At 67.0% G+C, this 21,878-nt stretch carries 19 protein-coding genes; 10 read left to right on the top strand and 9 right to left on the bottom strand.

Going from position 1 to position 21,878, the window contains the following annotated elements; all coding sequences use genetic code 11:
* Nucleotides 1-34 precede the first annotated feature (34 nt).
* A complete protein-coding gene (rlmN, locus tag IFR23_RS14420; RefSeq protein WP_192146209.1) occupies nt 35-1,240 on the top strand; it encodes a 23S rRNA (adenine(2503)-C(2))-methyltransferase RlmN in 1,206 nt (401 codons plus the stop codon).
* Nucleotides 1,233-1,991 carry a sulfite exporter TauE/SafE family protein gene (locus IFR23_RS14425; protein WP_342344965.1) on the top strand — a complete coding sequence of 253 codons (759 nt, stop codon included), beginning with the start codon at nt 1,233-1,235 and terminating at the stop codon, nt 1,989-1,991. Before rlmN ends, IFR23_RS14425 begins: the two co-directional genes overlap by 8 nt.
* On the opposite strand, the gene IFR23_RS14430 is transcribed toward IFR23_RS14425, so the two are convergent.
* Nucleotides 1,982-3,526 (bottom strand): ABC transporter permease/substrate-binding protein, encoded by a 1,545-nt coding sequence (locus tag IFR23_RS14430; protein ID WP_192976507.1) that lies wholly within the window; start codon nt 3,524-3,526, stop codon nt 1,982-1,984. The genes IFR23_RS14425 and IFR23_RS14430 overlap by 10 nt on opposite strands.
* On the bottom strand, nt 3,523-4,284 hold the full coding sequence (locus IFR23_RS14435) for an ATP-binding cassette domain-containing protein (protein WP_192976508.1): 762 nt from the start codon (nt 4,282-4,284) through the stop codon (nt 3,523-3,525). Before IFR23_RS14435 ends, IFR23_RS14430 begins: the two co-directional genes overlap by 4 nt.
* 48 nt (nt 4,285-4,332) lie before the next feature.
* On the opposite strand from IFR23_RS14435, the gene IFR23_RS14440 reads away from it, so the two are divergent.
* Nucleotides 4,333-5,121, top strand: a complete 789-nt coding sequence (locus tag IFR23_RS14440; protein WP_192976509.1) for an SDR family oxidoreductase — start codon at nt 4,333-4,335, stop codon at nt 5,119-5,121.
* A gap of 66 nt (nt 5,122-5,187) precedes the next feature.
* Here IFR23_RS14440 and IFR23_RS14445 read toward each other — a convergent pair whose 3' ends face one another.
* Nucleotides 5,188-5,484: a 4a-hydroxytetrahydrobiopterin dehydratase gene (locus IFR23_RS14445; protein ID WP_055881974.1), complete on the bottom strand. Its 297-nt coding sequence runs from the start codon at nt 5,482-5,484 to the stop codon at nt 5,188-5,190.
* A 48-nt stretch (nt 5,485-5,532) separates the two neighbouring features.
* Between IFR23_RS14445 and IFR23_RS14450 the strand changes: the two genes are divergently transcribed.
* The 4 genes from IFR23_RS14450 to IFR23_RS14465 all read left to right on the top strand — a co-directional run bounded on the left by IFR23_RS14450 (nt 5,533) and on the right by IFR23_RS14465 (nt 8,153).
* Nucleotides 5,533-5,955 carry a metallopeptidase family protein gene (locus IFR23_RS14450; RefSeq protein ID WP_244655697.1) on the top strand — a complete coding sequence of 141 codons (423 nt, stop codon included), beginning with the start codon at nt 5,533-5,535 and terminating at the stop codon, nt 5,953-5,955.
* Nucleotides 5,952-6,524, top strand: coding sequence for a heme ABC exporter ATP-binding protein CcmA (gene ccmA / locus IFR23_RS14455; protein ID WP_342344966.1), 573 nt, complete (start codon nt 5,952-5,954; stop codon nt 6,522-6,524). Before IFR23_RS14450 ends, ccmA begins: the two co-directional genes overlap by 4 nt.
* Entirely contained in the window at nt 6,521-7,162 is a 642-nt protein-coding gene (locus IFR23_RS14460) for a heme exporter protein CcmB (protein ID WP_192976511.1), read from the top strand. Before ccmA ends, IFR23_RS14460 begins: the two co-directional genes overlap by 4 nt.
* 169 nt (nt 7,163-7,331) lie before the next feature.
* Nucleotides 7,332-8,153: an MOSC domain-containing protein gene (locus tag IFR23_RS14465; RefSeq protein WP_192976512.1), complete on the top strand. Its 822-nt coding sequence runs from the start codon at nt 7,332-7,334 to the stop codon at nt 8,151-8,153.
* Between the two features lie 12 nt (nt 8,154-8,165).
* Here IFR23_RS14465 and IFR23_RS14470 read toward each other — a convergent pair whose 3' ends face one another.
* Together IFR23_RS14470 and IFR23_RS14475 are read right to left on the bottom strand one after the other, a co-directional pair.
* Nucleotides 8,166-11,183 (bottom strand): glycosyl hydrolase family 28-related protein, encoded by a 3,018-nt coding sequence (locus IFR23_RS14470; RefSeq protein ID WP_192976513.1) that lies wholly within the window; start codon nt 11,181-11,183, stop codon nt 8,166-8,168.
* A 120-nt stretch (nt 11,184-11,303) separates the two neighbouring features.
* The gene (locus IFR23_RS14475) at nt 11,304-11,555 is read right to left on the bottom strand and encodes a helix-turn-helix domain-containing protein (protein ID WP_244647207.1); all 252 of its coding nucleotides are present in this window, start codon (nt 11,553-11,555) and stop codon (nt 11,304-11,306) included.
* 282 nt (nt 11,556-11,837) lie between these two features.
* On the opposite strand from IFR23_RS14475, the gene IFR23_RS14480 reads away from it, so the two are divergent.
* The 3 genes from IFR23_RS14480 (at nt 11,838) to IFR23_RS14490 (ending at nt 17,105) form a co-directional block, all read left to right on the top strand.
* Nucleotides 11,838-13,184, top strand: a complete 1,347-nt coding sequence (locus tag IFR23_RS14480) for a GntP family permease (protein WP_192976514.1) — start codon at nt 11,838-11,840, stop codon at nt 13,182-13,184.
* Entirely contained in the window at nt 13,174-13,893 is a 720-nt protein-coding gene (locus IFR23_RS14485) for a FadR/GntR family transcriptional regulator (RefSeq protein ID WP_192976515.1), read from the top strand. Before IFR23_RS14480 ends, IFR23_RS14485 begins: the two co-directional genes overlap by 11 nt.
* Nucleotides 13,894-14,066: 173 nt before the next feature.
* Nucleotides 14,067-17,105 (top strand): TonB-dependent receptor plug domain-containing protein, encoded by a 3,039-nt coding sequence (locus IFR23_RS14490; RefSeq protein WP_446740911.1) that lies wholly within the window; start codon nt 14,067-14,069, stop codon nt 17,103-17,105.
* A 140-nt stretch (nt 17,106-17,245) separates the two neighbouring features.
* On the opposite strand, the gene IFR23_RS14495 is transcribed toward IFR23_RS14490, so the two are convergent.
* The 4 genes from IFR23_RS14495 to IFR23_RS14510 are packed head-to-tail and all read right to left on the bottom strand — an operon-like array spanning nt 17,246 to nt 21,548.
* A complete protein-coding gene (locus IFR23_RS14495; protein ID WP_192976516.1) occupies nt 17,246-18,289 on the bottom strand; it encodes an SMP-30/gluconolactonase/LRE family protein in 1,044 nt (347 codons plus the stop codon).
* Entirely contained in the window at nt 18,282-19,772 is a 1,491-nt protein-coding gene (locus tag IFR23_RS14500; protein ID WP_192976517.1) for a tryptophan halogenase family protein, read from the bottom strand. Before IFR23_RS14500 ends, IFR23_RS14495 begins: the two co-directional genes overlap by 8 nt.
* A 7-nt stretch (nt 19,773-19,779) precedes the next feature.
* Complete coding sequence (locus IFR23_RS14505) at nt 19,780-20,817, bottom strand: cupin-like domain-containing protein (RefSeq protein WP_446740912.1); 1,038 nt, start codon at nt 20,815-20,817, stop codon at nt 19,780-19,782.
* Nucleotides 20,814-21,548 (bottom strand): SapC family protein, encoded by a 735-nt coding sequence (locus tag IFR23_RS14510; RefSeq protein ID WP_342344967.1) that lies wholly within the window; start codon nt 21,546-21,548, stop codon nt 20,814-20,816. The genes IFR23_RS14505 and IFR23_RS14510 overlap by 4 nt, the downstream gene beginning before the upstream one ends.
* Nucleotides 21,549-21,878 lie beyond the last annotated feature (330 nt).

The raw sequence follows: 21,878 nt of genomic DNA on the forward strand, positions 1-21,878 counted from the left end.
GAAAAATCACGAAAATTCCGCTACGGGCTCGCGCATGCAGACCGCCGCGAACCTCATGCCCATCCCTGGGCACATCGATCCCGTGCCCGTTCCCCGCAGCTTCGTGCCGCGCAGCGATGGGCGGATCGACCTGCTCGGGCTGTCGCTCGCCGATCTGCGGATGGCGCTGGAGACGTCGCAGCTCGAGGAGAAGCAGGCCAAACTGCGCGCGAAACAGCTGTGGCACTGGATCTATAATCGTGGCGCGACCGAATTCTCGGCGATGACCGATATCTCGAAGACGATGCACCCGTGGCTGGAGCAGCGCTTCGTGATCAGCCGGCCGAACGTGGTCGAGGCGCAGGTGTCGACCGACGGCACGCGGAAGTGGCTGCTGCGGTCCGATGACGCGCAGGATTACGAGATGGTGTTCATCCCCGACGCGGATCGCGGCACGTTGTGCGTGTCGAGCCAGGTCGGCTGCACGCTGAACTGCACGTTTTGCCACACCGGCACGATGCGGCTGGTGCGCAATCTGACGCCCGCCGAGATCGTCGGTCAGGTGATGCTCGCACGCGATTCGCTGGGCGAATGGCCGAGCCAGCCGGAGGGCCGCATGCTCACCAACATCGTGATGATGGGGATGGGCGAGCCGCTCTATAATTTCGAGAATGTCCGCGATGCGTTGAAGCTGGTGATGGACGGCGCGGGCCTCGCGCTCAGCCGCCGGCGGATCACGTTGTCGACGTCGGGCGTGGTGCCGATGATGGCGCGGGCGGGGGCCGAGATCGGCGTGAACCTCGCCGTATCGCTGCACGCGGTGACCAAGGAAGTGCGCGACGAGATCGTGCCGCTCAACCGGAAATACGGCATCGAGGAGCTGTTGCAGGCGTGCGCGGACTATCCGGGCACCAACAACGCGCGGCGTATCACGTTCGAATATGTGATGCTGAAGGACAAGAACGACTCCGACGACGATGCGCGCGAGCTCGTGCGGTTGCTGCGGAAGTACGAGCTGCCGGCGAAGGTGAACCTCATTCCGTTCAACCCGTGGCCGGGGGCGCAGTACGAGTGTTCGACGCCCGAGCGGATCAAGTCGTTCTCCAGCATCGTATTCGGCGCGGGGATTTCGGCGCCGGTGCGGACGCCGCGCGGGCGCGATATCGATGCGGCGTGCGGGCAGTTGAAGACCGCGTCGGAGAAGAAGAGCCGCGCGCAGGTAGATCGCGAAGCTGCAGCCGAAGCGGATGCTCTTGTCTGATCTGGGTTCGCTGGGATTGGCGGCGGGGGCGGGAATGCTGGGCGGCGCGATGAACGCGCTGGCGGGCGGCGGCAGCTTCGCGACGATGCCGTCGCTGATCGCGCTCGGCCTGCCCTCGCCGATCGCCAATGCGACCAGCAACGTCGCGGTACAGCCGGCGGCAATGGCGAGCGCATGGGCGTATCGCAGCGATCTGGGGCCGGTCGGCGGCGTCGGTATCCGCACGCTGGCGGGGATCACGTTCGTCGGTGGTCTCGTCGGCAGCCTGCTGTTGTTCTTCACCCCGGCGACCGCATTCGACGTGATCGTGCCGTGGCTGCTGCTGATGGCGACGCTCGCGATCGCGTTCGGCAAGCCCGCATCGACCTGGCTGCACGCACGCGTTGCGATCGGGTCGCGCTCGCTGATCGCCGCGCAGACGTTGCTGGGGATCTATGGCGGCTATTTCGGTGGCGGCGTCGGGATGATGCTGACCGCCGCATGGGGATTGTTGGCCGGCGCCTCGCCCGCCAAGCTCGCCGCGCCGCGCACGCTGATGCTGGCGACCGCAAACGCCGCCGCGACGATCGTGTTCGCGGCGACCGGCATGGTCGCGTGGGCGCTGTGCCTGCCGATGATGGCGGGCGGCGTGGTCGGCGGGTATTTCGGCGCGCGATTCGGACGGAAGCTGCCCGACGGCGTGATCCGCGCCTGGACGCTGTTCGTGACCGCGACGACGACGATCGTGTTCTTCTACCGCGCCTATTCCTGAAGCCCGGTCTTCGCGGCGAGCCATTTCGCCGCAGCCTCGGGCGTTGCCTTGTCGGTATCGCGGTCGACCCGGTAGTTCGCGGCGCGCATCGCCTCGACCGGGATGCGGCCGACCATCGGCTTCAGCGCGGCGAGGAACTTGGCGTCCCCTGCCCGCTTCGGCGCGACCATCAGGATCGCGTCGTAGCCGGGGATCGCACGCCGCGGGTCGGTCAGCACGGTGAGACCGTCCGCCGCGATCCGGCCATCCGACGAGAAGGCGGAGATGACGTCGACGTTGCCGCTCTCCAGCGCGCGGTACATGAAGGTCGGGCTGTACGGCGTCGTCTTGGCGAAGCGGAGCGGATAGGCGCGCTTCACCGCGGCCCATTCGGGACGTTCGAGGAACTCGAGATCGCTGCCGAGCGTCATGCCGGGCGCGGCCTTCACCAGATCGTCGAGGCTGGCGATGCGCTTGGCCTTCGCCGCGTCGCCCTTCATCGCGAAGGCATAGGCGTTCTCGAACCCGAGCGACCCGACCAGGCCGACATGATGCTCGCGCCTCGCCCAGTCGGCGATCGCGGCGACCATCGCCGGGCGTTCGGGGACGTCGTTGCGCTTCATCTCGTTCGCCCAGATCGTCCCGGCATAATCGACATAGACGTCGATATCGCCTCCGGAGAGCGCCCCGAAGACGACCGCCGATCCGAGGCCGTCGCGATATTCCACGGTGTAGCCGGCATGTTCGAGCCGGTCGCCGATCAGCCGCGCGAGGATATATTGCTCGGCGAAGTTCTTCGCGCCGACGACCACGGTGCGATTTGCGCCACCCTTGGGCCAGAGCGGGGCAGTCGCAGCCGCGGTTCCCAACACCAGCACCACCGCGCTCGCGATCCACAGCCAGCGGCGGCGCGAGCGGATGCCGTATTCGATCGCCCCGATCAGCGCGTCCACCGCCAGTGCGAGCGCGGCCGCCGACACGCAACCGGCGAGCACCAGCGCCCAGTTCTGCGTCTGCAATCCCGCGAAGATCATGTCGCCGAGGCTCGGCTGGCCGACCGTCGTCGACAGCGTCGCGGCACCGATCGTCCAGACCGCGGCGGTGCGGATGCCGGCGATCAGCACGGGCGCGACCAAAGGTGCCTCGACCAACCGCAGTTTTTGCGCGGGGGTCATGCCGACCGCATCCGCCGCCTGGATTACCGCGGGATCGATGCCGTGCAGCCCCGCCACCGCATTCCGCAGGATCGGGAGCAGCGCGTACAACGTCAGCGCGATCAGCGACGGGAGGAAGCCGAGCGCGGGGATGCCGCCGCCGACCAGTGCGGAGAGGCTGAGCAGCAGCGGATAAAACAAGGCGAGCAGCGCGAGGCTCGGGATCGTCTGGACGAGGCTTGCAAAGCCGAGTGACACGCGCGCCACGGTCGCGTTGCGCGCGGACCAGATGCCGAGCGGCAGGCTGATCGCGATGCCGAGCAGCAGCGCCGCCGCGGACAGCAGGACGTGGTTGGCGAGCAGCGGCGGCACGCGGCCGAGCGCGTCGAGGAACGCGCTCATGCGACCAGTGCCTGCAAGCGTTCGGCCTGCGCGCGCGGCACCTGCACCAGCGCCTGCGCGTCGTCGCCACCCTTGCCGGCGACGAGGTCGGCGGGCGTGGCGTCGGCGACGATCCGCCCGGCCTTCATCACCAGCACGCGGTCGGCGAGCAGCAGCGCCTCGGCCATGTCGTGCGTGACGAGGATCGTGGTCAACCCGAGCCGGTCGTGGAGTTCGCGGATTCGCGTGCCGAGCGCATCGCGCGTGACCGGGTCGAGCGCGCCGAACGCCTCGTCGAGCAACAGCAGTTTCGCGCCGGGTGCGAGCGCGCGGGCGATGCCGACACGCTGGCGCTGACCACCCGAGAGCGCGTCGGGCATGCGGCTCGCGATGTCGCGGGGCAGGTCGACGAGGTCGAGCAGTTCGCCGACCTTCGCGTCATCCGTGCGGCCGGCGATGCGCAGGCCGATCGCGATGTTCTCGGCGATCGTCATGTGCGGGAACAGGCCGATATTCTGGAACACGTATCCGATCCGGCGGCGCAGTTCGGGCGCGGGCTCGTCGGCAACGTCGTCACCGTCGATCGTCACCCGGCCTTCGCTCGGCTCGACCAGGCGGTTGAGCGTCTTCAGCAGCGTCGACTTGCCCGAACCGGACGTGCCGACGAGCGCGACGAAACTGCCGCGTGCGATCTCCAGCGAAACGCCGTCGACGGCGATCGTCGAACCGTATCGTTTGGTGACGCGTTCGAAAGCGAGCGCTGGGGAATTGTCTGGCATCTGCGCGCAGGATGCGGGAAACATACCGGAAAATCAAATGGAGAGGGTATGAGCCAGCAGGGCATTTTCATCACCGGCGGCGGATCGGGGATCGGCCGCGCCACCGCGATACTGTTCGCGCGGAAAGGCTGGCGGGTCGGGCTCGCCGACGTCAACGTCGCAGGGCTTGCCGAGACCGCCGCGCTACTGCCCGCGGGGATGGCCAGCACCTATCAGATGGACGTGCGCGACCGCGATGCGTGGGTGGCGTCGCTCGATACGTTCGTCGCGACCACCGGCGGACGGCTCGACGTGCTGTTCAACAATGCCGGGATCGGATCGGGCGGACCGCTCGCGGAGACCGACTTCGCCGAGATCGACCGGGTGATCGCGATCAACCTGGTCGGTGCGCTGAACGGCGCGCGGATCGGCCATGCGTATCTGAAGCGGACGCCGGGATCGTGCCTGCTCAACACGGCGTCGGCGTCGGCGATCTATGGCTCGGCGGGGCTCGCGCCCTATTCCGCGACCAAGTTCGGGGTGCGCGCGATCACCGAGGCGCTCGACGGCGAATGGGCGGCGGACGGGATCAAGGTGCGCTCGATCATACCGAGCTTCATCGACACGCCGCTGCTCGATTCCGCGGCGGGGAACACGAACCACTCGATCCGCGAGACGGTGACGGGCGCGGGGCTGGAGCTGACCGGAGTGGACAAGGTCGCGGAGGCAGCCTGGGCGGCGGTGCACGGCGACAAGGTCCACACTTTCGTGGGGAAGACCGCGCACCGCATGGCGTTCGCCGCGCGGTGGATGCCGGGTGCGCTGCGCAAGCGGATGCGGCGGGATATGCGCAAGTAGAAGTTGCGGAATTTATTTGAGCACCACCCCGGCGAAGGCCGGGGTGGTGCTCAAAATGCCTTCAGCTCAGGCGTCGCCGACGATCGCGTCGATCGCTTCGGCCATCTCGATATCGCGCGGTGACAGCCCGCCTGCGTCATGCGTCGTCAGCAGGATTTCCACGCGGTTCCAGACGTTCTTCCACTCCGGATGGTGGTTCGCGCGCTCGGCGATCAGCGCGACCTGCGTCATGAAGCCGAACGCCTCGACGAAATCGGCGAACACGATCGTCCGCGTGATCGCGTCGCGCGCATCGTCGTAATCCCACTCGTCGAGCCCATCGAGCGCCTCGGCCCGCTCGGTATCGTTCAGCGCTTCGATCATCGGGCTCTCCCTTGCCGCAACAGTTCGCCGACGCGTATGGCTGGCGGCATGAGCGGGCAAGCGACAATATCCGGGGAGGCCCCCGACGCCGATGCGATCGAGGCTATCTGCCGCGCGACGATCGCCAGGCTGCCCGCGCAGTTCGCCGAGCATCTCGGCGACATCGTCTTCGCGGTCGAAGAGTTTGCCGACGACGAGACGCTGGCGGCGCTGGGCCTCGAACACCCGCTCGACCTGTCGGGACTGTATCACGGCCGTCCGCTCGGCGAGAAATCGTCGATGGACGTCGCGCCGATGCCCGACCGCATCGTCCTGTACCGCCGCGCGATCCTGGAGGAATGGATCGAGACCGGGGTACGCCTCGACGATCTCATCGCGCACGTGACGATCCACGAGATCGGCCATCATTTCGGCCTGAGCGACGACGACATGCACGCGCTGGAAGACTCCGCCGAAGATCGGACCACGTGAGCCTCGCGTTTCGCGACGTGGCGTGCGTGCGGGGCGGAAGATTGCTGTTCTCGGGCGTGTCGTTCGACCTCGGGCCGGGCGATGCGGCGATCGTCACCGGCCCCAATGGCATCGGCAAATCGAGCCTGATCCGCATCGCCGCCGGCCTGCTCGCGCCGTTCGAGGGCAATGTGGCGTGCGATGCGGCGAAGGCGTTGCTGACCGAGGCGAGTGCGCTCGACTCAGACCGCACGCTGATCGCCGCGCTCCGTTTCTGGGCCGCGTTGGACAATGCGCCCGCCCCCGATACCCAGATCGCGCACGCGCTGTCCGCCCTCGATCTGGATGCGCTCGCGGACATTCCGATCCGCCTGCTGTCGACCGGGCAACGCCGTCGCGCGTCGATCGCGCGCGTTGCCGCCAGCGGAGCACCGATCTGGCTGCTCGACGAACCCGCCAACGGGCTCGACACGGTGTCGATCGCCCGACTGGAAACGCTGATCGCCGAGCACCGCGCCAACAGCGGGATCGCGCTGGTCGCAACGCATCTGGCGCTGGCGATTCCCCACGCGCAGGAGATCGCGTTGTGATCGCGCTCATTCGCCGCGATCTGCGGCGCAGCGTGTCGAGCGGCGGCGCGACATTGGTGGTCGCGTTCTTCCTGCTGGTGGCGACGCTGTTCCCGTTCGCGATCGGCCCCGACGCGGCGCTGCTCGCGCGGATCGGCGGCGGGGTGATCTGGACCGCGGCCCTGCTCGCAGCCCTGTTGCCGGTCGAGCGCCTCGTCGGTCCGGATCTGGAGGCGGGCGTGTTCGACCAGTTCGTCGTACGCGGGATGTCGCTCGCACTGGTCGCGTTGGCGAAGACGATCGCGCACTGGCTGAGCTTCGGCCCCCCGCTGATGCTCGCCGCGGTGATCGCCGCCGGCCTGCTCAACCTGTCGGCCGACACGCTGCTGCGCGTCGAGATCGGCCTGCTGATCGGCACGCCAGGCCTCGCCGCGCTCGCGGTCGCGACGAGCGCGCTGGTCGCAGGCGTTCGCGGCGGCGGGGCGGTGACGGGCCTCGTGATGCTGCCGCTCGCGGTGCCGTTGCTGATCTTCGGCGCGGGATCGCTCGATCCGGCCGGCGGCGCGGGTGCGATCAAGCTGCTCGCCGCGGTCAGCCTCGTGCTGGTCGCGGGCGCGCCGTTCCTGGCGGCAGCAGCGATCCGCGCCTCGCTGGACTAACGAACAGGCGGCCACTCGACGATGTCGATCGCCGTGAGCCTATCGATCCGGGATCGAGCAACGCATTGATGTCGCGACCATGCTCGGCTGCATTTGTCGACGTCGGTCGACACGGCATGTTGCACGAGCCTGCGCTATCCTGAGCCGGAAACCTTGCTAGACACGCCCGATGATGATCGTGTCGAGCCTGTTCCGCTATCCCGTGAAGAGCCTGGGTGGGCATGCGCTGGAGCATGCCGACCTCGAAGCCCGCGGTATTGCGGGCGACCGGCGATGGATGCTGGTCGACGACGCCGACCGGTTCATCACGCGCCGCCAGGTCCCGGATATGGCGCGCATCGGCGTGACGGCCGAGGGCAGCCATATCCTGTTCCACCATGCCGAACTGGGAACGTGCGAAGCCGCCGTCCCCGACGACAGCGTGGCAGGCGTCGCTGCGACGGTGTGGCGCGATACCGTCATGGTCCGCTTCGGCAACCCCGAGGCGGATGCGTTCCTGAGCAAGGCGCTCGGCCGTCCGGTGCGGCTGGCGTATCACTATGACGAGAGCGTTCGGGCGATCCATCCGGACTGGTCCTTGCCGGGCGAACAGGTGAGCCTCGCGGATGGCTTTCCGTTGCTCGTCACCACCGAAGCGTCGCTCGTCGCGCTGAACGATCGGCTCGCGAACGGCGTGACGATGGCGCGGTTTCGCCCCAATATCGTCATCGCGGGGGCGGAGGCCTGGGCGGAGGATCGCTGGCGGCGGATACGCATCGGGACGACCGTGTTGCGGATCGCGCGGCCTTGTTCGCGGTGCATCATCGTCACGCAGCAACCGCTGACCGGCGAGCGGCTCGACGGCAACGAACCGCTCGGGACGCTGCGCGCGATGGGTCACGCCAATGCGAGCGGCATCATGTTCGGGCAGAACGCGGTGCCCGAACGCCTCGGCACGATCGCCGTGGGCGACAGCGTCGAGGTGCTCGAACACGGCGACGGCAACGTCTGATTCCGCTGCGCTTCAGATCCCCGTCGCGTACAGGGCGTGGTGTGTGAGGATGTAGAGCGTTCGGTGGTCGGCGCCGCCGATCACGAGTTGCAGCGGGCGCTCGGGTACGTCGATGCGGCGGGCGAGCGTGCCGTCGGCCGCGTAGACGAACACCTGGCCGTTCGCGACGTAGAGGTTGCCCGCGGCATCGCGCGCGACGCTCTCGCCGCCGCGATCGGCGACGATCTTGAGGTCGGTCACCTTGCCGTTGTCACCGACCAGCCCGCTATACGTGCGGTTCTCCGATCCGTTGGTCAGGACGATGCGTTCGCCCGGTGCGGCGGAAACGAAGCCGTTGGCATCGAGCGTATCGGACCAGCGCCAGCCCTGATGATCGTCCGAACCCTGGTTCCAGACGCGAAACGCCGGGAGCACCAGCGACCCGTCGGGCGAGACGTATTCCTGCGGCTTGGCCTCGCCCATCTTGCTCGTGAAGAAATCCGCGAGCGGGGGATATTGGTACGTCGCGGGATCGATCCGGTCGGCGAACTCGCCGTTCGCCCAGACGTTGACCGGGAGCACGGTTGCCGATCCGGGCCGCGGCTTGGCGGGGGTCGGCGCGATCACCTTGACGTCGGTCGGCCTGGCCGGATCGATGCTGTAGACGGTGCCGTCACGTCCCGCCGACGACAGCACGAGCAGGTCGCCCGACCGGTCGACGGCGAGGTTGAACGCATCGAGCGGTGCCTCAGAGACGATCGACAGACCCTCGGTCTTCGACCAGCCGTGGATCCGCTGAAAACGGCGATCGATGAAGTACAGCTTGCCCTGCGCATCGACCGCGCCGCCGGCGATCGAGTAGAAGCCGTCGGCCAGTTTCTCAACACCGGGCGATACCGGTATCGGGGTTCGGACTGCCGTCGCGGGTGCGGGCGGCACGTCGAGCCTTGCGAACTCGAGCTCGCGGACCTCCTGGCCTCCCGTCATATCCTTGATGGCGTTTTCGAACGGGAATTTGCTCGCGCGCAGATACGTGCCGCAGCCCTTGGTATCGCAGCTCGCAAACCCGCTTTCGGCGTTCACGTGGACGTTGCGAAAACGGATGTCGCCCGAGTTGTAGAGCTTCACCGCGGCGTCCATCGGCTTGATCGAGCGCGTCACGCGGTAGCCGTGGTAGTTGGCGAACAGGATGTTGCGCGAATTGCGGATCTCGGTGGAGATCGCGTCGACGCCGTCGCGCACCTCCTGCTCGGTCTGCGGCGCCAGGAATTCCCAGTTCTCGGCGGTATCGAGGACGATCTCGGCGCGATAATGGTGCTCGGCCGACAGTTCGTAGACGTGACCGGGGGTCTTGGTGTTCGAGACGTGGAAACCGGCCGACGCCAGCGTGTTCGGCGACCAGATCGCCGCGAACGTGCCGCCGCCGCCGTCGGTGACCCAGATGCTGGGGTATTGGCCGTCGAAGCGCGCGCGCGGATCGCCGAAGCCGATCGGACTGCCCTTGGTGAGGACGGTGCCGCCGCCGCCTTGGATCTTGACGTCGTTGACCATCGACGCTTCGCCCGCCTTCCACAGCAGCGCGGTCGCGCGCGGGTTCACGCCGCCAGTCCACAGGCCGAGGCCCGAGACGACCGCGTTGCCGCCCTTCGCACTCTGCAACAGCGCCTTTGGTCCGCCGACACCCATGTACGCTGGTGTCTCGTCGGGGAGGTAGAGATGCGTGAGGCTGGGGTGCAGCGAGATCAGGACACTGTCGGGGCGTAGCTTGATCGTGTCGGTGACGCGGTAGCGACCGACCGGGAGGTACAGCACGCGGTGCGTGTCGATCGCGCGTTGCAATGCCGCGGTGTCGTCGGTCGTGTCGTCGCCCTTCACGCCGAGGTCGTGGACGTTCGCCCATTCGCGGACCGGCGGCATCGCGCGGATCGCCGGCGCACGGCGTGCTGGCAGGCGCGCGAGCGGCGCCATCTGGAGGTCGGTCGCATACTCGCCGATCGCGCCCAACCCGGCGAGCTTCAGCCCGTAGGAGAAATCGCTGACGCGGTAGCGTGGCCCCGCCCCTGCCACGGTCTTGCCGCTGTCCCGGAAGCGGACGAAGGTCGGCGTGTTCGACGCGACCGCATTGTCGAAGCCGATCTGCGTGAAGACACTGTTCTCGGCGGAGACGATCACGCCTGCCTGCGACACGTTTTCGAACCGGACGTCCTTGCCCCAGAGCGAGTCGGAATAGCCGCGGTCGATCTCGATCCCGACCGGCGTATCGCGGATCGCGACGTTGACGAGAGTCAGGTCGACCTCGTGTTCGCGGATCGCCGCGTCGCGCTGCCCCTGGAACTCGGAATCGATCAGCGTGAACTGCCATGCGGGCGAAGTTTTTTCGGACATGATGCCGTAGCGGCCGCCGAAGAAGCGCAGGTTTTCGAACTCGTTGCCCGCCTGATAGACGCCGGCGAGCCCCGAGCCGATGTGGAAGTCGACGTGCCGCAGATAGCCGTGCTGCGCGACGCGGAAGCGCACCGCGACCGCGCCGGCATTGCCCTCGCCGATCCGGAAATCGACGTTGGACAGCGCCGAATAGAAGGTGCTCGAGGTCGCGTCGAAGATCGCGGGGTCGAACGGTACGCTGGTGCGCGGCGGGACCGGCGCCTTGCCGACGCGGTACTGGTCCTCGCCGGTGAAGCTGACCATCGCCGCGACGCCCGAGGCGTAGCCCGCGCTGTTGTCGCCGAGCACGATCTCAGGGCGGGTCGGGCCGATGCCGAAGATGCGGACGGCGGAGCGGACGAAGATCGTCCGGCTGATCCGGTAGCGCCCCGAGGGCAGGAACACGACGCCGCCATGACCGCCGGCTGCCGCCGCGTCGATCGCCTGCTGGAGCGCGGCGCTGTCGTCCGCGCGACCGTCGCCGATGCCCTTGACGGTGATCGCACGCGGATCGTCGGGCTGGGTGAGATAGACCGAGACGGACTTCGCAGGCGGTACGGTCTTCGCGATCGCAGGCGCGGCGACGAGCAGCGCCGTTCCGCAGAGCAGCCAGTGCGCAACCATCATCCGTCTCCAATTATCAGGACAGCAGTCCTACCGTTCGGGAGCGGACGCTTCACCTGCGACGATGGTCGTAGCTGGGGCGCTGTCGAACCCTCCCCCTGCAAGGGGAGGATAAAAGGGGCATCAGATCGCCAGGGATTGCGCGAGGATCGCCGCCTGGGTGCGGTTGCGGACGTTCAGCTTGCGCATCAGGGCGGTCATGTGGACCTTCACCGTGGCTTCGGCGATGCCGAGGTCGAAGGCGATCTGCTTGTTGAGCAACCCCGAATGGACGCCGCGAAGCACCCTCAACTGGGTCGGCGTCAGCGCGGCACGGGTCTCGGTCACCGTTGCGGCGGCCGTGGGTTGGCGCGTTTCGTGTCCAGGCCCTTCCATGGTCATCCTCCTCTGCTTCGGCCATGTGTGCAGCGGATCGGGACCGCGACGGCATGGTTCGAGCTGTTGGTCCACTGATCCGGTTGTGCGGATTCGGTTGGACAGGTCCGATGTATGGGCCGCAGCTTTGGGCGCAATCAAGCCTTTTCTGTTGGCAGTTCGAAAAGACCTGTCGTACAGATATGCGATTGTACCAGCAGGCGAAGGCGCCGCGGGACCGATAGGAGGGGCGTTTATGCCACGAGCACTGGATCGTTCCGGACGACCGCGAGCCGCACGCCGATGATCGGCAGCGACATGCGGCTGGTGATCGCCGCGCTGGCCGGGATCCTCCTTGCCGTGCTGATGATCGTCCGCGGGCGGCTTCACCCCTTTATAGGCCTGTTGTGCGGCGCGTTCACCGTCGGGCTGCTCGCCGGGCTACCGCTGCCCGACGTCGCCAAGGCGGTGCAGAAGGGCGTCGGCGATATCATCGGCGGCACCGGCCTCGTCGTCGCGCTCGGCCTGTCGCTGGGCGCGATGCTGCATCTGTCGGGTGCCGCCGCGTCGCTGGCGAAGGGCGCGTTGCAGCTTACCGGCGTGCGCGCCGCGCCCTGGGCGACATTGGGAATCGCCATCGTCGTCGGACTGCCGCTGTTCTTCGAAACCGGGCTCGTCCTGCTGCTGCCGATCGTCGTCGCGGCGGCGGAGGAGATGACGGGCAAGGACGGCGCCGATCGCGATGCGGCCAAGTTGCGGCTCATCATGCCCGCGCTCGCCGGGCTCGGCGTGGTGCACGCGCTCGTCCCGCCGCATCCGGGGCCGCTGCTCGCGGTCGAGGCGCTTGGCGCGAACCTCGGGCTGACGATGTTCTACGGCATCCTGATCGCGATCCCGACCGCGATCATCGCCGGGCCGTTGCTGGCAATGGTGACGACGCGCGGCGTGCGGCTCGCATCGCCGATCGTGACCGACAAGGGACTCTCGATCGCGCCGCCGCGGCGGATGCTGTCGCTGCTGATCGTGCTGCTCCCCGTGCTGATGATCGCGACCGGCGAACTCGGCCAGATCGTGCCGGGGATGAAGGGCACCGCGTGGCTGGTCGCGGCGAGCAATCCGGTGATCGCGTTGCTGATCACCAACCTCCTCGCATTGCCGTTGCTGTTCGGGCGACGGCTGCGCGAGGCGGCGATCCAGGATGCGGTGTGGCACGAGACGATGGGGGCGGCGGGCGCGATCCTGCTCGCGATCGGCGCTGGCGGCGCGTTGAAGCAGGTGCTGGTGACCGCCGGGCTGTCCGACCTGCTCGCGCGTACCGTGCTGATGTACGCGATCTCGCCATTGCTGCTCGGCTGGCTGGTCGCGGTGGCGATCCGCCTCGCCGCGGGCTCCGCCACGGTCGCGACGATCACAGCGGTTGGGATCATGCCGGGCGTGGTCGCGAGTTCGGGCGTGTCGCCGGAGCTGGTCGTGCTGGCGATCGGCGCGGGATCGGTATTCTTCAGCCACGTCAACGATCCCGGTTTCTGGCTGGTGAAAAGCTATGTCGGCACGAGCACCGCCGACACGTTCCGGACCTGGTCGCTGCTCGAAACGGCGATCTCGGTGGTCGGCCTCGCGCTGGTCATGGCGCTCAGCCATGTCATCTGACCAAATCGGAGACGCCCCGGAAAAGGCAGCGGCGAACGAGGGTCGGCTGGCCGATCGCGCCTATGCGGGCATCGTCCAGATCATCCTCGACGAACGGCTCGCGATTGGCGACCGGCTGCCGTCGGAATTGCGGCTGGCTGCAACGTTCGGGATGTCGCGGACGATCGTGCGCGAGGCGCTCGCGCGGCTGGCCTCCGACGGGATCACGCAGGCGCGGCTCGGCGCTGGATCGTTCGTCAAGCGTCGCCCCTCCGAACGGCTTGGATCGCACATGCCGATGGACGCTCTGGCGACGACGCTGGGGACGTACGAAGTCCGCTTCGTGCTGGAAGCCGAGGCCGCGAGGCTGGCGGCGCAGCGGCGGTCGAACCATCAGCTCGATGCGATCGAAAAGGCGCTGGAGGCGTTGCGCGCCGCGCTACTGTCCAACGCGCCGGCGCATGACGAGGACTGGGTGCTGCACCGTGCGATCGCCGAAGCGACCTCCAACGCCGCGTTTCTGCCGGTCTTCGATCACCTCCAGGAACAGGTGATGCAGATCCTGCGCGCCGGCGTCGACATATCGCGGTCGCGGGCGCCCGAGGTCATCAAGGCGATGATGGACGAGCATGACGCGATCGTCGAGGCCATCCGCGCGCAGGATGCGGATGGCGCCGCGCTGGCGATGCGCTGGCATCTGTCGCAGGGGCGCAAACGATTGATGCCCTGACTGGCGCGCGGTCCGCACGCGCTCCCCCTGCGACCGCCCCCCCTGCGACCGCCGCCCCTGCGACCATGGTCGTAGATGATACCGCGACCGGCTTCCGGTAAAGAGCGTCGGGACACGACACGTCGCCAAGCCGGACACACGGTATGCGCGTCGTGCAACATGGGGATGGAATGATGCACAGGCATATGCGCGATCGGTACTCCGTTCGGAATTTTCGTGGTACCGCTACCAGCTTAGCCGTGCTCGCGACCGCGCTGCTCTGCTCGCCCGCCCTTGGCCAGACCGCGTCTCCGGATGCGAGCCTCCCGGCCTCGACACAGTCCGCAGACCCGGCCGCGCCCGACCAGCTTCTCGCGCCGCAACCGGCCGTGGAAGCCGAAGACCGCGCGGCGACCACCTCTAACGACATCGTCGTCACCGGTACGCGCATCACGTCGAGCGGCTTCAACGCGCCGACGCCGACGACGGTTATCGGCGAGGACCAGATCCTCAAGAACGCGCAACCCAACATCTTCAATGCGATCGCGCAGCTGCCGTCGCTGCAGGGCTCGACCGGCGCCTCCACCGGCACGTTCAGTACGTCGAGCGGCACGCAGGGGCTTAGTTCCTTCTCGCTGCGTGGCCTCGGCCCCATCCGTACGCTGACCCTGCTCGACGGGCAGCGCGTCGTCGGCGCGAACGTCTCCGGCGTGCCCGATATCAGCATGTTTCCACAGTTGCTGGTCAAGCGCGTGGACGTCGTGACCGGTGGCGCGTCCGCTTCCTATGGTTCGGACGCCGTCGGCGGCGTGGTCAACTTCATCACCGACACGCGCTTCAAGGGCTTCAAGGCGAACGTCCAGGGCGGCATCACCAATTACGGCGACGACAAGCAGGGCCTGGTCCAGGCGGCGTTCGGCACGTCGCTGTTCGGCGATAAGCTGCACCTGATCGTCAGCGGCGAATATGACGACGAAGACGGCGTCGGCCCTGGCGATTTCGGCACCGACCTCGCCAAGGGTCGCGACTGGTACCGCGCCACCACGCTCGTCAACACCGGACAAACGAACAACGGCCTGCCGCAGTTCAACTACCGCGACTATGCGCAACCCTATCAATATGCGCGCTTCGGCCTGATCAACAACGGCCCGTTGCAGGGCATCGCGTTCGACCAGAACGGCGCGCCGTATAATTTCAACTATGGCTCGAACGGTCGCCCGACCGGCACCGGCGGCGTCACCAACTGCTTCCCCGCCAACAGCTTCTGCGTCGGCGGCGACCTATCGGGTGCGCCGGGTTCGGGCGCATCGCTGAAATCCTCGCTGGAGCGGCTTAACGGGTTTGGGCGGATCGGCTTCGATTTCGCCGAGAACAACGAGGCCTACGTCACCGTCAACATCGCGCAGGTGAAGACCAGCAACCAGCCGAGCCCAGGGTATGGCCGCCCGAACCTGACCGTGCAGTGCGCGAACCCTTTCCTACCGCAACTGGTCCGCGATCGCTGCGCGACCGCCAACATCACGCAGTTCAATTTCGGTACCAGCAACGGCAACTTCCCCGATCCGCTGGTCCAGACGGATCGTCGCCAATACCGCTTCGTCGGTGGGCTGAAGGGCAAGTTCGACATCGGCGGCACGCCGTGGACCTACGATGCCTATTACGAGCACGGCATCACAAAGGCGGCGATCGACGTCGACAACACTGTGCTGCAGTCCCGCTATGTCGCGGCGACCAATGCGATCACGCTGAACGGCGCGATCGTCTGCGCCGATCCTGCCGCACGCGCCGCCGGGTGCCAGCCTATCAACATCTTCGGCGGTGCGGTGCCGTCGGCAGCGGCGCTCGCCTATGTCACGCCTGCCAACGGGCCGCTCCAGCGCACCAAGCTGACGCAGGACGTCGCCAGCCTCAACTTCTCCGGCGAGCCGCTCAACCTGTGGGCCGGGCCGTTGTCGGTTGCCTTCGGTGGCGAGTATCGTCGTGAATTCTACCGCGTCCACGGCGACCCCTATGGTGCGGGCGTCACCGCACTCAGCCCGAACAGCACAGCCTATCCCGCCGATCCGCTGTTGAATTCCGCGTTGGGCAGCAACTGGGCAGCCGGCAACTACAAGAACGGTCGCGGCAAGTACGAGGTGTACGAGGGCTTTCTCGAGCTCAACCTGCCTTTGTTCAACAGCGAGGCGATCGGCCGCGCCAACCTCAACGGCGCGGGCCGCGTGACGCATTACAGCACGTCGGGCACGGTGTGGGCTTGGAAGGCCGGCGGTACCTGGGATACGCCGCTCGACGGCATCCGGCTACGCGCCGTCACGTCGCGCGACGTCCGCGCGCCGAACCTGTCCGAACTGTTCGCTGCACCGACCGTCACGACGTTGCCGAACTTCACCAATCCCTTTTCCGGCAGCGGCGTGCAGGCGTTCCAGAACACCGTCGGCAACCCCGATCTGAAGCCGGAAATCGCGCGCAACACCGAGGTCGGTATCGTCCTGTCGCATCCGTCATGGGCACCGGGTCTCGGCCTGTCGTTCGACTATTACAAGATCAAGCTCGACGGCGTCGTCTCGACATTGTCGCCCGACCAGATCGTCCGCTTCTGCTTCGAGGGTAATCAGGCGTTCTGCGGCGGCTTCGTGCTGAACAGTCCGACCCAAGGCGGCAATTTCATCAACGTCCAGCCGTTCAATCTCGCGTCGTGGAAGACCAGTGGGTTCGACATCGAGGCGAGCTATCAATGGAAGAAGCCGCTCGGCATTCCCGGCAACTTCACGCTCCGCATACTGGGCACGCACGTGAAGGAGTTCCTCGTCGACGCCGGGATCGCCGGCGTCGACGTGGTCGACCAGGCCGGGGCCAACAACGGCAACACGCCGGACTGGAAATGGCTGGCGACGCAGAGCTACGACAACGACGTCTTCAGCATCAACCTGCAGGAGCGCTGGTTCTCGGACGGCGTGTTCGGCAACCAATATGTCGTCTGCACCACCGGCTGCCCAGTCTCGACCGCCAACCACCCGACCATCGACTATAACAAGATGAAGGGTGCGTTCTACGTCGACCTCGGCGGATCGGTGAACTTCACCAAGCAGGTCAGCATGTTCTTCAAGGTCGACAATCTGTTCGATCACGACCCAGCGCCCGCGCCACAGACCAACACCGGTCTCGACGTGAACCCTGCGCTGTACGACACGCTCGGCCGCATCTACCGCGTAGGCGTTCGCGCCCGGTTCTGATCGGCCTTTCCCCCGGCAGCGGCCGCTGCCGGGGGAGCGCACCGTTCCAAGACCATTTAATATCGTGAATATTCAACTCGTGTCGGTCGTAAAACCCCACACGGCGAAGGGCTGAACGGTCCGTGTCGAACGAAGATCGATCAGCCCTCGCCTTGCCAACCGCCACGCAGCGGCAGGCGCAGGACACGGTCGTTGGCGGTCATGTACAGCGCCCGCCCCCGCTCACCGAACGCGCAGTTGGCGATCGGTGCGCCGGTCGTCACGAGCGCGAGCGGCTCCGCGTCGGGCGTCATGACCATCATGCCGCCGGGCACCGAGCACACCAGCGTCCCGTCGCGCGCGACCTTCATGCCGTCGGGCAACCCTGCCCCGCCCCGCGCCTTCATCGCCGTGGCATCGAGCAGCACCCGCGCGTTGCGCACGCCTTTCGCATCGAGGTCGTAGACCATGATCCGCGGCGCGGTTTCGTCCGACACCGACACGTAAAGTCGCGTTTCGTCGGGCGACAGCGCGATGCCGTTCGGTCGGGTCAGGCTGCCCTCCAGCAGTTCGACCGTACCACCCGGCCGCAGCCGATAGACGCCGTTCACCGCCAGTTCCTTAAGCGGCGACGTATCGCCTTCGGTCAGGCCGTACGGCGGATCGGTGAAATAGAGCGTCCCGTCGCGTGCGACATGCATGTCGTTCGGGCTGTTGAACCGCTTTCCCTGGTAGCGATCGACGACGGTCTCACGCCGCCGCGTGACCAGGTTTACCCGGTCGATCGACCGACCGCCGCTGTTCGCGATCAACAGCCGGCCCTCGCGGTCGAGCGTCAGTCCGTTCGCCCCCGGCTCGCGGACGAGCTTGGGGTCGGTGCCCCCTGCCCCCGACGGATCGAGGAACGGCACGGCGGGGCCACCCTTGCGCCAGCGACGAACGATGTTGGCGGGCGGATCGGAGAACAGCAGATACTTTCCGGCCTCGACCCATACCGGGCCCTCCGCCCAGCGAATGCCGGTCGCGATCGTCTCGACCCGCGTGCCGGGCGCGACCATCCGGTCGAACGCCGGCGACATCCGCTGGATGCGCGGCTCGGCAGCAGGGCCCGCACCAAAAACAGGCGCGGCGACCATAGCCGCCGCACCGAACAGGATGTCACGACGTCCCGGCCGGAACGCATCGTTGGCGGTCCGCTCAAACATCGGCGGGGCAATAGGTACGCAGGAACTGCTGATGTGTCGGCAGGACCGCGACTTGCTTCGCGATAGTCGTCTTCATGTCTCCCAGGACCTGTCGCAGGCGCGGCTCGCCCATGATCCGGCCCATCTGGTGATGCTGGCGGGGAGACAGCCGCTGGCCGGTCATGACCTGCGCCCAGGAGGCGACGCGGAAAATCTCCTCGCCGTCCTGATACGCCATGCCGCTTTCGCGAAACAGCGCGATCCGGTCGCTCAGCGTATCGGGGATTTCCATCGTCCGGCACGCATCCCAGAACGCCGTGTCGTCGCGCTCGGTCAGAACGTAATGGAGCACGATGAAGTCGCGGATCCGTTCGATATCGGCGGCGGCCTGTTCGTTGAAGCGCTTGGCCGTCGCCGCATGATGGCCACCGAACGGGAACACCTGGAGCAAGCGCGTGATGCCGATCATCGCGAGGTGGATCGCGGTGGATTCGAGCGGCTCGACGAACCCGCCCGCGAGCCCCAACGCAACGCAATTGCCGCGCCACACGTCCTGGCGACGGCCGGGCTGGAAGCGGATCAGGCGTGGATCGAACAGGACTTCGCCTTCGACTTCGGCGAGCAATTGCGCATGCGCCTCGTCCGCGGAGAGGTGGCGGCTGTCATAGACGAGCCCGTTGCCGACACGGTGCTGGAGCGGAATCTGCCAGCGCCACCCCGCACCGTGCGCGATCGCGCGCGTGTACGGCACCGCCGGCCCCACCGAGCGCGTCTGCGTGACGACCGCGCTGTCGGTCGGCAACCAATGCCGCCAATTCTCGAACGGCGATCCCAAAGTCTGGCCGATCAGCATCGCGCGGAACCCGGTGCAGTCGATGAACAGGTCGCCCTCGATCCGCTCCCCCGAGCGCAGCACGAGCGCGGCGATGTCACCGCTCTCGCCATCCTGTTCGACGCGGTCGATGAATCCTTCGATGCGGCGAGCGCCTGCCCCTTCGGCGAGCGTACGCAGGTGTCGCGCATAGCGGCCCGCGTCGAGGTGATAGGCATAGCTCAGCTCGGGTGCGTTGCCGCCGATCGCGAACCGCTCCGCCTGCGCCGCCTGGAGTTCGAGGCAATAGTCGCCGAGGTCGCCGCCGAAACCGTCTTCGCGCGCCTGGAGCCAGAAATGGTGGAACGCACCCATCCAGGTCGATTGGCCGGTTTCGCCGAATGCGTGAATGTAGCGATCGCCGATCCGCGCCCAGTTCTCGAACGATATGCCGAGTTTGAAGGTGGCGCCGGTCTCGGCCATGAAGTGCTGCTCGTCGATCCCGATCAGCCGGTGGAACGCGCGGGCCGTCGGGATGGTCGATTCGCCGACGCCGATCGTGCCGATCTCTTCGGATTCGACGAGCGTGACGTCGACCAGCGCGCCGAGCTGTTGCGCGATCGCGGCGGCGGCAAGCCAGCCGGTGGTGCCACCGCCCGCGATCACGACGCGGCTCCGCTGTGTGTCCGTCATGGCCATCCTATCTGTTGAGACGCTGCAGGACCTGCGCCCGCAATCGCCGTGCGGCGGTGTCGTCCAGCGTCGCGAGCGGACCGCGAGCGTGCGGCGGCAGGTGTTCGCCCGCGCGCTCGGCGGCGCCGAAGACGTAATAGTCGAACAGTTCGCGCCACGCCCGCTTCTCGCCCTCGGAACGATCGCGCAGGCTGAGCATTCCGTGCAGCATCGTCGTCATCGGCGTATCGACGAACGCCGGCACGTCGTTCCACCAATAATTGACCATGACGTTGAAGTCGTCGAGCGCCTCGACCCGGTGCCACCACAGGGCCGGGTAGACGAGGATATCGCCCGGATCGAGGTCGGCGATCTGCGCCACCTTCAAAGCGTCGCGGAAACCCGGATGGCGGTCGAAATCGGGTTCGATGAAATCGACCATGCTGACGACCTGCCCGCCTGGCGTCGGTTCGAGCGGGCCGGGATAGAGGTTCGCGACCTGATCGGGCGGGAACAGCGTGAAACGACGCCGGCCGACCAGCGGGCAGGCGATGTTGTTCGACATGTCCCAGTGCGCCGCCGCGGTCGTGCGGTTGCCGATCCAGAGGCTGGCGAGCGGCGTCCCGGAACCGGGCAGGTCGCCTTCGGCCACGACGGGGTTCTCGGCGCGCAAACCGGGGAAGAACGTGTCGACGTCGGTCGAGCCGAGATACACCGATGGCGCCTCGGCTCCGGCGATACCCGCGCGGATCCGGTCGAGATAATCGGCCAGCGGCGCGCGGCTCGCCGCGTAGTTCATGCCGGTGACGTCGTCGTTGTAGAAGAAGCGGCCGCCGATCTTCGGTTCGCCGACGAAGCCGACCACCGGACGTCCTGCATCGAACCGCAACAGATACGCCATCGCCGCGTCCGCACCCTCCCGCCCGGCCTCGACCAGCGGCAGGTCGGTCGCCACCGCCTTCAGCACGACCGGTTCGCCAGCTTCGATCAGCGCGGCGAAGTCGATCTCACCGCGCTTTACGCCCTCGATCGTGCGAACAGCCGGCAAGGTATCGCGGTCGGTCACTGCGCTGCGAGCCGGCTGGTCTTGAGTTCGATCAGTCGCGAGACAGTCCCCAGCGACGCGATCGCGAAGAAGGCGAGTTGGAGAAATCCGGGGGCGTGGAGGCGCGCCAGCGCTTCGCCATCGAGCGCGGCAAGTCGTTCGGCCGAGATCGTGTAGAGGTCGTCGAGTGTGTATTTGTTCGTCTCGTCGAGGAATATCTCGAGCGCGACCGGCTCTATCAGGCCTTCGACCTGGAATGCGTCGAACATCGGGTCGTTCGCGATCACCCCGTCATGGATGCGCCCGAGCACGTCCGACACGGCATCGAGATACGGACTGTTGCCACCATGCGGCAGGAAGACGACCTGCCCGGGAGCGCCCTCGCCCCGTGCGGTGATACGCGGTGAATCGAGGTCGACGTGGACCATCGGCTCGGCTTCGCTGCCGTCCTCGGCGCGGGTCAGGCCGATCGAGAAGGGCCCCCGCTGATGCAGCGCCGGGACATAGCGCGCGTGCCAGACGCCATCGCCGAGAAACAGATTTTCGTCACGATCGAGCCCGACGAGTGCGACCGACTGGAACCGTCCCTCCTCCGAACGTCGGAACAGGATCGGGTATTCGCGTTGCAGATCCTGCCATTCGGTCGGGAAGACCAGCACCTGGTTCACCGCGTCGCCGAACTCTGGACCATGGCCGGTCGCGACCGTCAGATCCTGGTGATCGACGTTATTCAGAAGGACAATATTCGTCACGATGCGCCTTTCGCAAACCACGGGCCGGGTACGCGCGGCATCATGCAGAGCACGGTTGCGGCACGCAATCCGGCGCGGGCGTTTACGCACCTGGTGCATTTTGGGTTGTTTGTTTCTGTGCGCATTCAGGGCCTTGTCCATGAGCCTTGCAGGTTCGTTAGGTCGCGAGAGTAATGAGCCGTCCCCAATTGAGCCTCGGCTTTCGCCGGGTTGGAGAATTTGCGGCTTGGCGGTGCCACGACGGGGCAGGACGTACCGAGTTCCGCCACTGCGTGCGGTGGAAAGTCAGATCGCCGCATCGTTGGCATGGTTCGGTGCGATATCGATCGG

The organism is Sphingomonas sp. CFBP 13603, from assembly GCF_014892665.1.
In the GTDB taxonomy this organism is placed as follows: Bacteria; Pseudomonadota; Alphaproteobacteria; order Sphingomonadales; family Sphingomonadaceae; genus Sphingomonas.

What these genes read in the sequence shown, in the direction of transcription:
- rlmN (WP_192146209.1), top strand. Translation starts at nt 35, where the DNA reads ATGCAGACCGCCGCGAACCTCATGCCCATCCCTGGGCACATCGATCCC.
- IFR23_RS14430 (WP_192976507.1), bottom strand. Translation starts at nt 3,526, where the DNA reads ATGAGCGCGTTCCTCGACGCGCTCGGCCGCGTGCCGCCGCTGCTCGCC.
- IFR23_RS14435 (WP_192976508.1), bottom strand. Translation starts at nt 4,284, where the DNA reads ATGCCAGACAATTCCCCAGCGCTCGCTTTCGAACGCGTCACCAAACGA.
- IFR23_RS14440 (WP_192976509.1), top strand. Translation starts at nt 4,333, where the DNA reads ATGAGCCAGCAGGGCATTTTCATCACCGGCGGCGGATCGGGGATCGGC.
- IFR23_RS14445 (WP_055881974.1), bottom strand. Translation starts at nt 5,484, where the DNA reads ATGATCGAAGCGCTGAACGATACCGAGCGGGCCGAGGCGCTCGATGGG.
- IFR23_RS14450 (WP_244655697.1), top strand. Translation starts at nt 5,533, where the DNA reads ATGAGCGGGCAAGCGACAATATCCGGGGAGGCCCCCGACGCCGATGCG.
- IFR23_RS14465 (WP_192976512.1), top strand. Translation starts at nt 7,332, where the DNA reads ATGATGATCGTGTCGAGCCTGTTCCGCTATCCCGTGAAGAGCCTGGGT.
- IFR23_RS14470 (WP_192976513.1), bottom strand. Translation starts at nt 11,183, where the DNA reads ATGATGGTTGCGCACTGGCTGCTCTGCGGAACGGCGCTGCTCGTCGCC.
- IFR23_RS14475 (WP_244647207.1), bottom strand. Translation starts at nt 11,555, where the DNA reads ATGGAAGGGCCTGGACACGAAACGCGCCAACCCACGGCCGCCGCAACG.
- IFR23_RS14480 (WP_192976514.1), top strand. Translation starts at nt 11,838, where the DNA reads ATGATCGGCAGCGACATGCGGCTGGTGATCGCCGCGCTGGCCGGGATC.
- IFR23_RS14485 (WP_192976515.1), top strand. Translation starts at nt 13,174, where the DNA reads ATGTCATCTGACCAAATCGGAGACGCCCCGGAAAAGGCAGCGGCGAAC.
- IFR23_RS14490 (WP_446740911.1), top strand. Translation starts at nt 14,067, where the DNA reads ATGCACAGGCATATGCGCGATCGGTACTCCGTTCGGAATTTTCGTGGT.
- IFR23_RS14495 (WP_192976516.1), bottom strand. Translation starts at nt 18,289, where the DNA reads ATGTTTGAGCGGACCGCCAACGATGCGTTCCGGCCGGGACGTCGTGAC.
- IFR23_RS14500 (WP_192976517.1), bottom strand. Translation starts at nt 19,772, where the DNA reads ATGACGGACACACAGCGGAGCCGCGTCGTGATCGCGGGCGGTGGCACC.